General features: G+C 73.9%; 12 protein-coding genes. 7 read left to right on the forward strand and 5 right to left on the reverse strand.

The window, feature by feature from the left end; translation table 11 throughout:
- Nucleotides 1-2: 2 nt before the first annotated feature.
- Complete coding sequence (locus tag RBJ77_RS18920) at nt 3-740, forward strand: phosphotransferase family protein (RefSeq protein WP_372346098.1); 738 nt, start codon at nt 3-5, stop codon at nt 738-740.
- A gap of 38 nt (nt 741-778) precedes the next feature.
- Here RBJ77_RS18920 and RBJ77_RS18925 read toward each other — a convergent pair whose 3' ends face one another.
- The 3 genes from RBJ77_RS18925 to RBJ77_RS18935 all read right to left on the reverse strand — a co-directional run bounded on the left by RBJ77_RS18925 (nt 779) and on the right by RBJ77_RS18935 (nt 4,561).
- Complete coding sequence (locus RBJ77_RS18925; protein ID WP_372346099.1) at nt 779-1,432, reverse strand: HAD family hydrolase; 654 nt, start codon at nt 1,430-1,432, stop codon at nt 779-781.
- A gap of 79 nt (nt 1,433-1,511) precedes the next feature.
- Nucleotides 1,512-3,857: an FtsX-like permease family protein gene (locus RBJ77_RS18930; RefSeq protein WP_372346100.1), complete on the reverse strand. Its 2,346-nt coding sequence runs from the start codon at nt 3,855-3,857 to the stop codon at nt 1,512-1,514.
- Nucleotides 3,854-4,561 carry an ABC transporter ATP-binding protein gene (locus RBJ77_RS18935; RefSeq protein WP_372346101.1) on the reverse strand — a complete coding sequence of 236 codons (708 nt, stop codon included), beginning with the start codon at nt 4,559-4,561 and terminating at the stop codon, nt 3,854-3,856. The genes RBJ77_RS18930 and RBJ77_RS18935 overlap by 4 nt, the downstream gene beginning before the upstream one ends.
- Nucleotides 4,562-4,775: 214 nt before the next feature.
- Between RBJ77_RS18935 and RBJ77_RS18940 the strand changes: the two genes are divergently transcribed.
- From RBJ77_RS18940 to RBJ77_RS18950, 3 genes are all read left to right on the forward strand, one after another.
- Complete coding sequence (locus RBJ77_RS18940; RefSeq protein ID WP_372346102.1) at nt 4,776-6,131, forward strand: sensor histidine kinase; 1,356 nt, start codon at nt 4,776-4,778, stop codon at nt 6,129-6,131.
- Entirely contained in the window at nt 6,128-6,814 is a 687-nt protein-coding gene (locus RBJ77_RS18945) for a response regulator (RefSeq protein WP_372346103.1), read from the forward strand. The genes RBJ77_RS18940 and RBJ77_RS18945 overlap by 4 nt, the downstream gene beginning before the upstream one ends.
- Before the next feature lie 327 nt (nt 6,815-7,141).
- Nucleotides 7,142-7,597 (forward strand): DUF5707 domain-containing protein, encoded by a 456-nt coding sequence (locus RBJ77_RS18950; RefSeq protein WP_372346104.1) that lies wholly within the window; start codon nt 7,142-7,144, stop codon nt 7,595-7,597.
- An 88-nt stretch (nt 7,598-7,685) separates the two neighbouring features.
- Here RBJ77_RS18950 and RBJ77_RS18955 read toward each other — a convergent pair whose 3' ends face one another.
- Both RBJ77_RS18955 and RBJ77_RS18960 read right to left on the reverse strand, forming a co-directional pair.
- Complete coding sequence (locus RBJ77_RS18955; RefSeq protein ID WP_372346105.1) at nt 7,686-8,192, reverse strand: hypothetical protein; 507 nt, start codon at nt 8,190-8,192, stop codon at nt 7,686-7,688.
- Between the two features lie 20 nt (nt 8,193-8,212).
- The gene (locus RBJ77_RS18960; protein ID WP_372346106.1) at nt 8,213-9,466 is read right to left on the reverse strand and encodes a molybdopterin-dependent oxidoreductase; all 1,254 of its coding nucleotides are present in this window, start codon (nt 9,464-9,466) and stop codon (nt 8,213-8,215) included.
- A 116-nt stretch (nt 9,467-9,582) separates the two neighbouring features.
- Between RBJ77_RS18960 and RBJ77_RS18965 the strand changes: the two genes are divergently transcribed.
- From RBJ77_RS18965 to RBJ77_RS18975, 3 genes are all read left to right on the forward strand, one after another.
- The gene (locus RBJ77_RS18965) at nt 9,583-10,980 is read left to right on the forward strand and encodes a hypothetical protein (RefSeq protein ID WP_372346320.1); all 1,398 of its coding nucleotides are present in this window, start codon (nt 9,583-9,585) and stop codon (nt 10,978-10,980) included.
- Nucleotides 10,981-11,237: 257 nt separating this feature from the next.
- Complete coding sequence (locus RBJ77_RS18970) at nt 11,238-11,888, forward strand: GAF and ANTAR domain-containing protein (RefSeq protein ID WP_372346107.1); 651 nt, start codon at nt 11,238-11,240, stop codon at nt 11,886-11,888.
- A 113-nt stretch (nt 11,889-12,001) separates the two neighbouring features.
- Nucleotides 12,002-12,967 carry a helix-turn-helix transcriptional regulator gene (locus tag RBJ77_RS18975; RefSeq protein WP_372346108.1) on the forward strand — a complete coding sequence of 322 codons (966 nt, stop codon included), beginning with the start codon at nt 12,002-12,004 and terminating at the stop codon, nt 12,965-12,967.
- Nucleotides 12,968-12,991 lie beyond the last annotated feature (24 nt).

The raw sequence follows: 12,991 nt of genomic DNA on the forward strand, positions 1-12,991 counted from the left end.
CCATGGATGAGGTCGAGGTCGTCGTCGCCCATTCCGAGCGTGCGACGCTGCGGGTCGGGGACGTGTTCCTGAAGGTGGACGCCGATCAGGCACGCATGGACGTCGAGGTCGAGGCGATGGCGCTGGCACCGGTCCCGACTCCGCGGGTCCTGTGGCGCGAGCCGCCCGTGCTCGCGATCGCCGCGGTCCCGGGGACGCCGCTCGGCCGTCTCGGCGAGCCGTCGACCGCGTCGTCGGCGGCGTGGGCAGCGGCGGGCGCCGCCGTCCGGAAGGTGCACGACGCACCGCTGCCGCCCTGGTCCGGGCCGGGCGTCGGCCGGTTGACGCCGGATCTCGACGGCGAGTGCGCGTGGCTCGTCGCGAACGGCGTCCTGCCCGCCGACCTGGTCACGCGCAACCGCGAGATCGCCGAGGCCGCGCTGCGTCCCTGGACGCCGGTGTTCACGCACGGCGACCTGCAGATCGCCCACGTGTTCGTCGACGGCGACGAGGTCACCGGCATCATCGACTGGTCCGAAGCGGGCCGGGGAGACGCCCTGTTCAACCTCGCGACCCTGACGCTCGGCCACGAGGAACACCTCGACGACCTCCTCGCGGGCTACGGCGCCGCCGTCGACCTCGACGTGATCCGCGCGTGGTGGTCGTTGCGCAGCCTGCTGATCGTCCGCTGGCTGGTCGAGCACGGCTTCGACCCGGCGGCGCCCGGCTGTGAGGTGGACGTCCTGCGTTCCCGGATGTGAGCCCGGGCCCGTCGGCGCGACCGCCCCCGGGCCCCGCCCTACGCCGACAGCGTGCCGACGACGTGCTCGACGGCCGCGCCCACGTGGGCCGCGACGTGGGTGGGGCGGTGGCTCTCCTCGGTCCAGGTACGCCCGTTGGACACCCATACGCTGGGCAGGCCGAGGGCGTTGGCGCCGGCGATGTCGGCGTGCGCGGAGTCTCCGACCATCCACGCACCCGTGAGGGGCTGTCCCGCCGCCCGTGCCGCGGCGTGGAAGATCTCGGGCTCGGGCTTCTTGTGGCCCACCGCTTCGGAGACCACCCAGGCCCGGACGAGGCGGTCGAGGCCGGTGATGCGGATCTTCGACTCCTGCTGCGCGGTGGTGCCGTTGGTGACGATCACGCTCACCCACCCGGCGACATGGGCCTTCTCCAGCGCCTCGCGCGTCGACTCCGCCACCGTGACCCGGTCGTCGCCACCGCCGTCCAGCAAGGACTGGACGGCGGTGGCGGGCACCGCGGGACCGTACCGGCGGTTCATCGCGGCGGCGATCTGCGCGCGAGGGGCGTAGCCGCCCTCGTCGAGGCCCCTGATCCACGGGAGTTCGGACCGCGGCAGGTCGTACGCGGCCAGGAACTCGGCGACGGCGTCGCAGAACGCGGTGTCGCGGTCGACCAGGGTGTTGTCGAGGTCCAGCAGGAGCAGCGGCATGACCGTGAGTAGAGCACGCCGCCCCTTGGTGTGCCCGGCGGATCGCAAGTCCGGTCCCCGCGGGTTCCGTTGCGCGGCGTCACTCGGTGCGCAGAGCCGTGGCGGTGCGGGCCCTGGCGGCCCAGCCGGCCGGCAGGAGGGCGCCCAGCGTGGCGATGAGCAGGCCGCCGAGTGCGAGCGGCAGCAGTTCGGGACCGTGGTAGACGGACAGGACGGAATCGGGCAGGCGCAGCCCCACGCCGTCGGCCATCGCCGGGAAGATCCGGCCGTGCAGGGCGATGCCGAGCGGGACGCCCAGGGCTCCGCCGACGAGCCCGGTCAGCACGACGGAGGTGAGGACCATCGCGACGGTCTGGCGCGGGGTCATGCCGAGGGCCTTGTGGACGCCGATCTCCCGGACGCGGTCGCGGGTGTCGAGCAGGACGCCGTTGAGCACGCCGAGCGCGGCGACGGCGACGAGCATCAGGGTGAGGATCGCGGACAGCGCGTCGAGCGTGGCGACCATGTCGCTGTCGCCGTCGGGACCGCCGGCCCGTGCGGTGGCTCCCAGCGGCGCCAACTCCTTGTTCAGCGTGGTGACGTAGCCGGCGATGTCGGTGCCCGCGGTCACGGCGACGTGATGGCTGGTGTCCGTCAGGTCGGGGTGCGCGGCCGCGAGGGTCGCGGCGTCGGTGAAGACCTGCATGCCTTCGTTGCGGGGGTCGAGGACCTCGCCGACGATGCGGGCGGTGACCGGTTCGGCCATGCCGTCGAGGGTGACGGTGTCGCCGATGCGGGTTCCGGTGGCGGCGAGGAACGGCGTGGGGACCACGGCCTCGCCGGGCCCGTGGAGCCAGCGCCCCGCGACCATGGCGTAGCCGCCCCAGGAGGCGTCGCCGGTGAAGGCGACCACGTCGACCGTGCCGGTCACGCCGGAGATCGTGGCCCGTACCGTCGACGCGCGGTAGTACCTGCCCGTTCCCGCGGTGTCCTGGACGGCCGCGGCGACCGCGGCGGGATCGGTCGTCGGCCGCTTCTTCCCGGGGGCGCGGCCCGGGGGTCCGAAGTCGGGCACGGGCGCGGGGACGACGACGTCCGCCACGTCGTGGGCCTTGGCCTTCATCACCTGCCCGAGGGAGGCGCCCATGCCGACGGTGAACGTGACGGCGACGGTGCCGAACAGGATCGCGGTGCCCATGGCGAGCGCGCGGGCGGGCCGCGCCAGGGGCCGGGTCAGTCCGAGGGCGACCGGCAGCGGCAGCCGTCCGGCGACCCTGGCCGCCAGGCGGCCGCGCCCCGCCTGCACGGTGCGCCCGACGGCGAGCGCGTCGACCGTCCGCAGCCGGCCGGCCCGCAGCGCACCGATCCAGGCCGTCACCGCCACCAGGCCGAGCATCCCCGCGAGCACCGTCAGATCCACCCACGGGGCGACGGCCAGGGACGACGATCCGTACGCCTCCTCGGCCTCGGCCAGTACGGGGACGGCGAGCAGGTGCCCGGCGAGGAGGCCGAGGGCCGCACCGACGGCGGCCGGGACCAGCGCCTGGGCCACGTAGGCGCGCACGACCTGGGCCGGGGTGAAGCCGACGGCTTTGAGCACGCCGATGCGGCGGGTGGCCGTGCCCACGGCCGACGCGACGATGTTGCCGACGATGAGCACCGACATGACGAGGCCGAGGGCGCCGAACGCGATGAGGAAGGGGACGTAGAGGGCGGTGTCCCGCTCGGCGTTCTTCTTGACGGTGAGCCAGGACTGCCGGCCTACGGCGGCGCCCCGCTCCAGGGACTCGGTCACGGCCCGGCCGCCCGCGGCGATCTGCGCCGGGGTGTCCGCGGCCGTGAAGCGGTAGAGCATCTGGTAGCCGCCGTCGCCCGGCACGGTGAGCGCCGGCAGCTGCGCGGGCAGCACCCAGGCGTCGGCGGTCCGCGTGACCGAGCGGGCGACGCCGACCACCGTCAGCGTCGGCCCGTCGGACGGCTGCGAGAAGGCGAGCTTCCTGCCCAGGGTCGGGACGAGGGACGAATCGGCGGACACCACGATCTCGCCGGACCGGGTCGGCCACCGGCCGTCGAGCAGCGCCACCGCGTCCACGCCGTGACCGGGACCGGACCTGCCGGCCACGGTCATCGGCCAGCCAGGACCCGCCTCGTCCGGCCGGGGAACGACCGTCGCCGTGCGGAACGGCCCGGCCGCGCCGCTGACCCCGTCGGCGGTCGCGGACCTCGCGAGCTCCGCGGCGGTCACCCTGCCCGCGTCGAACCGGACGGACAGATGGGCGCCGTGCTGCGTGCGGAAGGCGTCCTCGAAGGGGGCGCCGGAGACCACCAGCAGCGTTCCCCCCATGACCGACGCGGCCACCGCCATCATCGTGGCGAGTGCGATCACCAGCGTCTGCACCCGGCGTCGTCCGACCCCCGCGCGCACCACCGTGCCGAGCGTGCTCATCGGGCGGTCTCCGGGGCGAGGGCCGGCACCCGGACGTCCTCGGTGATCCGGCCGTCGCCGATCCGGACCGTACGGTTCGTGCAGGACCGGGCCAGCGCCAGGTCGTGGGTGACCACGACGACGGTCCGGCCCTCCGCGTTGAGTTCCGTGAGCAGTCGGCTGACGTCCTGTCCCGCGGCCGTGTCCAGCGCGCCGGTCGGCTCGTCGGCCAGCAGCAGCGGCGGCCGGTTCATCAACGCCCGGGCCACCGCGACGCGTTGCCGCTCACCGCCGGACAGCCGACCCGGTCGGGTCCGGGCGTGCCGGGCGACGCCGAGCCCTTCCAGGAGCTCCGCGGCCCGCCGGTCCGCGACGCGACGGCCCATCCCCGCCAGTCGCGCGGGCAGCACGACGTTGTCGGTGACGGTCAGGTCGTCGAGCAGGTTGAAGAACTGGAAGACCAAGCCGATCCTCGACCGCCGGAACCGGGCCGATCCGGCCTCGCCCAGCTCCCCCACCCGCACCCCGTCGACGGTGACGGTGCCCGCGTCGGGCCGGTCCAGGCCCGCGATCAGGTTGAGCAGCGTGGACTTGCCGCTGCCCGACGGGCCGAGGATCGCGACGGCCTCGCCGGGGTTCACGGTGAGCGACACGTCGTCCAGGGCGGGCGGACCGTCGTCGTAGCGGCGGCTCACTCCGCGCAGTTCGATCACCGGCATGGTCATGAAGGGCTCCTCGGACACGGGCGGTTGGCTGCCCGAACGCTAGGAGCGGCCCGGGGCGGCCCGCGTCGCCCGCCCGGACCCCTTGCGATACCGCGCTGGGACGAACCGCGCGCACGTCATCCCTGCGATGTAGGCGAGCTGGGTATCCGCGGCGCCCGGAATGGCCACCGAGGCGGACTCCCCGGGCGTGCGCGGCGACGACAATGAGCCGGTGATGAACGTACGTACGACGCTGGAGCCGCCGCGGACGACGCCGGAGCCGCTGCGGAAGGCGCCGGAGCTGCTGCGGGAGGCCGTCATCCGGACGGTCCGTGACGCCCGGACGCCGAGCGGTCCGCCGCTGCGACCCACCCGGCGTGCCTGGCAGTTCGACGTGCTGGTGGCGCTGGTTCTCGCGGTCGTCACGGTCTACTACGGCATCGACAACGCGGGCAACGTCGTCGTACGGGAGATCGCTCCCGGCGTGGCGGTCGTCGTGCCACGCCCGTCCGGTCCCGGCGGCCTGGCCGCGATGACGGCCCTCGCGGCCGTCGCCTCCGGCGCCCTGGCGCTGCGCCGCCGCTGCCCGCTCGCCGTCCTCGGCGTCGTGACGGCCGCGACCCTGGCGACGCCGCAGAGCGTCATGCGGCTGACCTTCTACGCGTTCGTCATCGCCGTCTACAGCGCCGCCGTCCACAGCCCGTACCGGGTGGCGGCGCTGACGGCGCTGTCGGTGTCGGTCCTGCTGGTCGGCACCGCGGGGAACTCGGTGACGCCGATCGTGCCCAACGAGTACATCGCGCTGCTGATCCTGGTCCCGATGGCCATGGCCGCCGTGGGCCTGCGCACGTGGAAGCTGCGGACCGACGAGGGCCGGTCCCGGCTCTCCGCGCTGGAACGCGAACAGGCGGCGGCGCTGCGCCGGGCCGTCGAGCACGAACGGGCCCGGATCGCCCGCGAACTGCACGACGTCGTCACGCACAACGTCAGCGTGATGGTCATCCAGGCCGGCGCCGCCCGCAAGATCATGAAGAGTTCTCCCGAGCAGGCCGGCGAGGCGCTGCTCGCCGTCGAGGCGGGCGGCCGGGCCGCGATGACCGAACTGCGCCACGTCATGGGGCTGCTCACCCTGCCCGACGAGGACGCACGCGACGTGGGAGCGGACGACGGGGCGAGCGTGGCCGACCCGGTCGTGGAGCTGGCCCCGCAACCCGGCCTGGACCAGCTGGAGTCGCTCGTCGGGCGGGTCAGGGCCACCGGGCTGAAGGTCGCCCTGACCGTGACGGGGCCGCCCCGGCCGCTCCCGCCCGGCCTCGAACTCGCCGCCTACCGCGTGGTCCAGGAGGCCCTGACCAACACGGTGAAGCACGCGGTCGGCGCCGACGCGGCCGTCACCGTGGACTACGGCGCCCGGCGCCTCCGGGTGGAAGTCACCGACACCGGCGGCCGGCCGGGCGCGGGCACCGGAGGCGGCCGGGGCCTGATCGGGCTGCGCGAACGCCTCGGCGTCTACGACGGAACCCTGCACACCGGCCGACGCCTCACCGGCGGCTACCGTGTGGAGGCCCTCATCCCCCTGGAGACACCGTGACCAAGCCCCTGCGGGTGCTCCTCGCCGACGACCAGACCCTGGTCCGCACCGGATTCCGGATGATCCTCGGTGCCGACGGCATCGACGTCGTCGCCGAGGCGACGAACGGGTCGGAAGCGGTCGACGCGGTCCGCCGCACCCGCCCCGACGTGGTCCTGATGGACGTGCGGATGCCCGAGATGGACGGACTGGAAGCCACCCGGCGCATCCTCACGGACGCCGCGGACCCGCCGCGCGTCATCATCCTGACCACCTTCGACCTCGACCGGTACGTCTACGCGGCCCTGTCCGCGGGAGCCAGCGGATTCCTCCTCAAGGACGTCACGCCCGAGCAGCTGACCGCGGCCGTCCGCACGGTCCGCGCCGGCGACGCCCTGCTGGCGCCCGCCATCACCCGCCGCCTCGTCCAGCGGTTCACCCGGAACAGTGACGACACCGCCGCCCTCCACCGCGACCTCGCCTCGCTCACCCCGCGCGAACTGGAGGTGCTCGGCCTGCTGGCGCGCGGCCTGAGCAACGCCGAGCTGGCCGCCCGTCTCCACCTGGCCGAGGCCACCGTGAAGACCCACGTCGCACGCATCCTCGCCAAGCTCGCCCTGCGCGACCGCGTCCAGGCCGTCATCGTCGCCTACGAGACCGGCCTGGTCAGCGCCGGTGAACGCGAGGGTGCCGAGCAGCCGTAGGCGACACCGGCCCTCCGGGGCGGCACCGACGCGGCCCTGTCGGCCCTGCTCGACTCCGCCACCGTCACGGCCCGGCGCACCGGCCCGGCGGCGGCGTCGGCCACCGATCTGATCTGCCGCGTCTTCCCCGGCTCGGACCGGGTGCGGGACGATCACCCAGGGCGAGTTGAGTAGCCGTACTCAGGTCCGGTCGGCTCCGGCCCGCGAGGATGGATCTTGCCGGCGCGGACGAAGGCTCCGGCACCCACCCGGCCGCCCCGGCCAGGCCCGGTCCCTCAAAGGCCCGAACCGCCGTGGCAGCCCCGTCCCGTCACGGAGAGTCCGCTCATGCCCCGTCGTCGTGTCGCCCTGTCCGTCGCCGCCGGTGCCGTCGCCCTCGCCGGCGTCGGAGCCTTCACCGCCGCCCAGGCCGGGGAGCGGTCCCCGGCCCTCGCGCACAGCACCGCCCGGTACACCGCGCCCACCGGTGACCGCGACGGCTCGTTCACCTTCACCACCGACGTCACCGCGTCCTCCGGCATCGACAGCCTGAAGGTCCTGGCGTGGCCGGCCGACTCCGCGCTCGGCGAGAAGGGTCCGACGGCCGAGGAGATGGCCGACGTCGAGTCCGCCACCTGCGAGCCCGCCGCCGACGACACCGTGCGCTGCACCTACACCACCGCCGTCACCCGCTCCGACGCCGCCGATTCCCCGCGCGGCACCTGGCACGTCGCGGTCCTGGCCACCGCGAAGAACGGCACGACGACCTCGGACCCCAGGGCGGCGGACTTCAAGGTCGGCTAGGACCCGGGCGGACCGGCCGACGCCGCGGTCCACGTGATGCGGAGGCGCCTGTGCATGCGGCTCATGGAGCACGCTCGGGAGCCGCTCGTCACGCCGACGGCCGGTGTCGCTCGGTCGTCCTGCGCTCCCGCAGCACCGATCCCGCGAGCAGCACCGCGGAACCGCCGAACAGAGCCGCGGTGATCAGCAGCCAGTGGGGCAGGAAGGCGTCCGCAGGCACTCCGGTCGCCGAGCGGTAGCGTGCGTCCGTCATCCCGCTGATCAGCGGGAACCAGACGAGCAGCAGCAGGAGGGACAGGGCCGCCGGGACCCGTACGTACCCCACCCGCGCCCGCTGTCCCATCGCCCCCGCCGCCGCGAGCAGTGCCCGGTCGGCGGCCGAGTAGAGCGGTACCAGCACGAGGTCGTGCAGCAGCGCCGCCCCCACGATCCACACCGTCACCCCGAGCCAGTCACGGTCGAGGAGCCGCACGCCCGCGTAGGCGGCGAGTGCGAACGAGCAGATCAGCAGGGCGAGTTGGAAAGGGCTGCCGAGCCGGGGCCGGAGCGCTCGGGGCTTGCGGATGCGGTGGAGTGCGGCGCGTGCGTCCCGCATGAGGTTCCTGCTCTCCATGGTCAGGGCCTTCCGAACGTCAGCCGGGCCACCCACTTGGTGTTCAGCACACCGGGCGCGGCGGGCACGATGATCCGCGCCGGGTAACCGTGGTCGGGGGACAGCCGTGCGCCGTTGACGTACAGCGCGAGCAGGGAGCGCGGATCGGCGACCTGGTTGGCGCGCAGCGCCGCGTGGCGGAACGCGCCGTGCGTCTGCAGGGACTCGACGAGCACGTCCGGCGGATCACCGTCGTGGCCGACCAGCGCCGCGAGGTCGCGCAGCCGCACCCCGCGCCACCGCTGGTCGGACGTCGACCAGCCCTCGACGCAGGCGATCGGCAGATCGGCACTGTGCCGGGCGAGTCCGTCCAGTTCCGCGCGGCTGAGCCGGACCGTGCCGCCGCGTCCCGTCACCGTCAGGCGCCAGCTGTCGGCGCCGGTGTCGGCGGCGCGGATGCCCGCGTACGCCGCGGTCTTGTTGATCTGGAAGCCGTTCGGTCCGCTGCCCGGGTCCGCCCCGCCGTGCGGGGCGAGCAGGGCCGTACCTCGCAGTCCGTCGAAGCTGCGCCCGGCCGTCGTGGCGAACAGCAGCAGCGATCCCCCGGCGACGAACCCCAGCGCGCCGCGCCGGGAGACGGTCGGCGGATCCGGGGTCGGCGCCGTCGACTCCTCACGGGCCGGTCCCCCGTCGACCGGTTCGCCCGCCCGCATGCGGCGCACGTTGCGCAGCGCGGTCGGCACCTTCAGCGCCGCGTGCGCGAGGAACGCGGCGAAGAACACCCATGCCCCGTAGAAGTGCAGCGGATAGAAGGAGCCGGGGAAGAGGTAGTCGAGCTGGACGTTGAGCACGCCCGTCGTGAACTCGAACAGTCCGCCGCCGACGAGCAGGACGAGCGAGAGCCGCTCCAGACCGTGGGCGACGGAGCGCACCGGGGGCAGCTCGAACAGCTTCGGCACCACCGACCACAGCTTGGCGAGCAGCACCGGGATCAGGGTGATGCCGAGCGTGACGTGGACGCCCTGGGTGAGGCGGTACAGCCAGTGCGGGTCGGTGGGCCAGGAGAACAGGTAGAAGCCGAGCAGCCCCTTGCCGGGAGTCTTGTCGTTCACCGCCGCGAGGTCAGGGTTGTACGCCGCGTACGAGAGCAGTCCCGTCACGAACACGACGACGATGCCGACGAGCAGGACGAGGCCGAGCACCGACGTGAACCGGGTGCCGCGCAGCGGGCTGCGCCAGAATCCGGGCGAGGTGGGCAGACGGAGGGAGTCGCGCATGCTGTGACGGTAGGGCGGCGACCCCCGGCAAAAGGGTGCGCGACTCATGACGAAACGCTGACGTCCGGCCCGGACGGCGGGGTCCGTGTCCTTTCCCGGCCTAGCGTTCCCCTGTGATCCGCACCAGCCGCTCCGTCCGCCCCACGCCCTCGTCCCGTCCCGCGCCGGACACCGGCGGCAACCGCCGGGACGTGTGCGCCGCATCGGCCGGCGCCGTCCTCGTGGTGGCCGCCGTGCTGGTCGGCCGGCACGTCGAGGACACCGCCCACACCCTGCACGTCGGCTGGCCGCCGCTGTACGCCGACTGGCTGCCGCACGCCGGCCCCGGCACCCCCGCCGCACTCGTGGTGGCGGCGGCGGTCGTGGCGTACGGTCCGGCCCTCGCCGCACGGCTGCGCTGGCGGACCCTGCTCGCCGCGTCCTGGGCGACGGCGACCGCCTGGATCCTCTCCCTCGCCCTCATCGACGGCTGGCACCGGGGCATCGCCCGCCGGCTCACCACCAAGTACGAGTACTTGCGGGTCATCGACCGCTTCCAGGACATCCCCGCGACCGTGCGGGACTACACGCACCACATCCTCATCGACTCCCCCGACCACTGGCCCGCCCACACCGCGGGCCATCCGCCGGCCGCCCCGCTCACCTTCGTCCTCCTCGACCGTGCGGGGCTCGGCGGCGGCGGATGGGCGGGCACGTGGTGCGTGGTCACCGGCGCGAGTGCCTGCGTGGCGGTCCTGATCGCCGTACGGGCGCTCGCCTCCGAGGAGTTGGCGCGGCGGGCGGCGCCGTTCCTGGTCCTCGCCCCGGCCGCGGTGTGGATGGGGGCGTCGGCCGACGCGTACTTCGCGGCCGTCGCCGCCTGGGCCGTGGCCCTGCTCGCCCTGGCCGTCACCGGACGCTCCCCGTGGTGGGCGGCGGGTGCCGGTCTCCTGTTCGGTCTGACCTGCTATCTCAGCTACGGCCTCACGCTGTTCGCCGTCATCGCGGGCGCGGTGCTACTCATCGGCCACCGGCGCGTCCGCGAGCGACCGGTGCGGCTGGCGCTGCCGCTGCTCGGCGGACTGCTCGTCGTCCCGGCGGTGTTCACCCTCCTCGGGTTCAACTGGTGGGAGGCGTACCGCCTGTTGGTCACCCGCTACTACCAGGGCGCGGGCGGCATCCGCCCCTACTGGTACTGGGTGTGGGCCAATCTCGCCTGTACGGTCCTGATCGCGGGACCGGCGACGGTGGCGGGTCTGCGCCGCGCCGGGGCAGCACTGCTGCCGCGCGCCGGACTTCGCGCGCGCCTCGCCGAACCCGAGGTCCGCCTCGCCGTCCTCGCCCTTGCCGCTCTGCTGGCCCTGCTCCTCGCCGACCTGTCCGGCATGAGCAAGGCGGAGACGGAACGCATCTGGCTGCCCTTCGCCCTGTGGCTGCTCGCCGCCGGTGCGTTCCTGCCCAGGCCGCGAGGATGGCTCGCCGCGCAGGCGGTGGTCGCCCTGGCCGTCAACCATCTGCTGCTGACCGGCTGGTGACGGGCTGACGACGGTCGAACGTCTGCAGACCTGTGCGTTTTGCGGACAGTTGACCGTCGGTCCGTCGTTTTGCGGGCGGCGCGACGGGGCCTGTGGTCGTGATGATGAGGGTGGGGATTCGGCCTGCGGCTCCGGCCCGGGATGACGGGTGCGCCCGTGGGATGGTTCGAGGGGTTGTCGTCGTGATGTTGTTGGATGTGGAACTCGCTTCTGCGGCTGCGCGGTTGATGGGCGAAGCGGATCGTGAGCCGCACGACGTGACGAGAGTGCTGGCCACGTTCGTGGATAGCGTCCGGCAGCTGGCAGGTGTCCCCGACGCGGCCGTGCACTACGTGCCGCAGGGCAGCAGCGCCGTCGTGGCGGAGGGGACCAGCAGCGCGGTCCGTGCGCTGACGGCCGATGCCGCGGCATGGAACGAAGGCCCGGGACCCGAGGCACGCATCACGGACCGTCCACTCGTCGACCTGGACGTGACGAGCGCGCCGGCCCGGGTGCGCTGGCCCCGCTGGGTGCCGCGCGCCAGGGCACTGGGAGTGGACCGGGTCACGGCGCTGCCGCTGTCCGGTGCCGGCGCCCCGGTCGGTGCGCTCATCCTGGTCAGCGGCCAGGGGCGGTCCCTGGACGAGCGGGCCCTGACGCTGGTCCGCTCGCACACGAGGATGACGGCCGACGCACTGTTCCTGCTGCGGGAGGTGGAGCAAGGTCGTGCCCTGGCCGCGCAGCTCCAGCACGCGCTGACCAGCCGGGTCGTCATCGAGCAGGCCAAGGGGATGCTGTCGGTCCGGTTCGGCGTCCCCCTGGACGAGGCCTTCGCCCGCCTGCGCAGTTACGCCCGCTCCCACCAACGGAAGATCGCGGAGGTGGCCTCCGAGATCACCGAGGGCCGCGCCGAACTCACCGCGCTCTGACCTGCGAATCAGGACGGAAGCCCCGCACGGTCTGCACTCGTCGGGTAATCTACGGAGGCATATGCCAGTTCGATGGCTAGCGTGCGCCCATGCCCTGAATCGGAGTCGGAGTTGTGAGCGACGGGCCGGTAAAACTCACCGAGACGCGTACGCGCTCGGGGCACGAGGCGCAGGGTCTGCTGCAGGCTGCCTACGGGCGGGAGTTCCGCGCGAGGTCGGTGCCGCGCGGCCGGGAGCACCTCATGCGGCGGTTCGACGCCGACGCCTTCGAGTACAGCGAGATGGCACTGCCCGCGCGCTTCGAGTTCGCCAAGGAGCCGCAGGGCAATCTGGTCGTGGTGAGCATCGAGAGCGGCCAGGTGCGGCGCCGCTTGGGCCGGCAGGACGGCCACTACGCCGCGGGAGACGTCTACGTGGGCCACGTGCCGACGCAGGAGTGCTCGGGTGCCGCGGCGGACGTCCTCGCGTCGGCCGTCACCCTGCCCGCCGGTCTCCTCGGCCAGGCCGCGGCCACCGTCGACGCACGCCGCGTGCGCCCTCTGCGGTTCACCGGCCTCGTCCCGGCCGATCCGCAACACGCCGCCCACTGGGAACGGATGCGCGCCTACGCGCGCAGTGTCTGCGAACTCGGGGCCGACGCGGGCCCGCTGCTCATCGGCCCGGTGGCCCGGCTGCTGGCCGGAGCGGTCCTCCAGGTCTTCCCCAACACGGTCATGGGCCACGAGCCGACCCTGCCCGACACCCGTGACGCCACCCCTTCGACGACGGTCCGCGCGACGGCGTACATCGACGAGCACGCGCACACCGACATCGGCCTCAGCGACATCGCGGCCGCCGCCCAGGTCACCCCCCGCGCCCTGCAGTCCGCCTTCCGGCAGCACCTGGACACCACGCCGATGGCCTACTTGCGGCGTGTCCGCCTCGGCCACGCCCACGCCGCCCTCAAGGCCGCCGACCCGCTCACCGGGGTGACCGTCACCCAGATCGCCGCCCAGTGGGGATTCCTCCACCCGAGCCGCTTCTCCGCCGCCTACCGCGCCGAATACGGCTGCACGCCGCGGACCACGCTGCACTCCTGACGGGGCCGGCAGGGCGGCGGGCGG

This window comes from Streptomyces sp. KL116D (assembly GCF_030766975.1).
GTDB classification, from domain to species: Bacteria; Actinomycetota; Actinomycetes; order Streptomycetales; family Streptomycetaceae; genus Streptomyces; species Streptomyces longispororuber_A.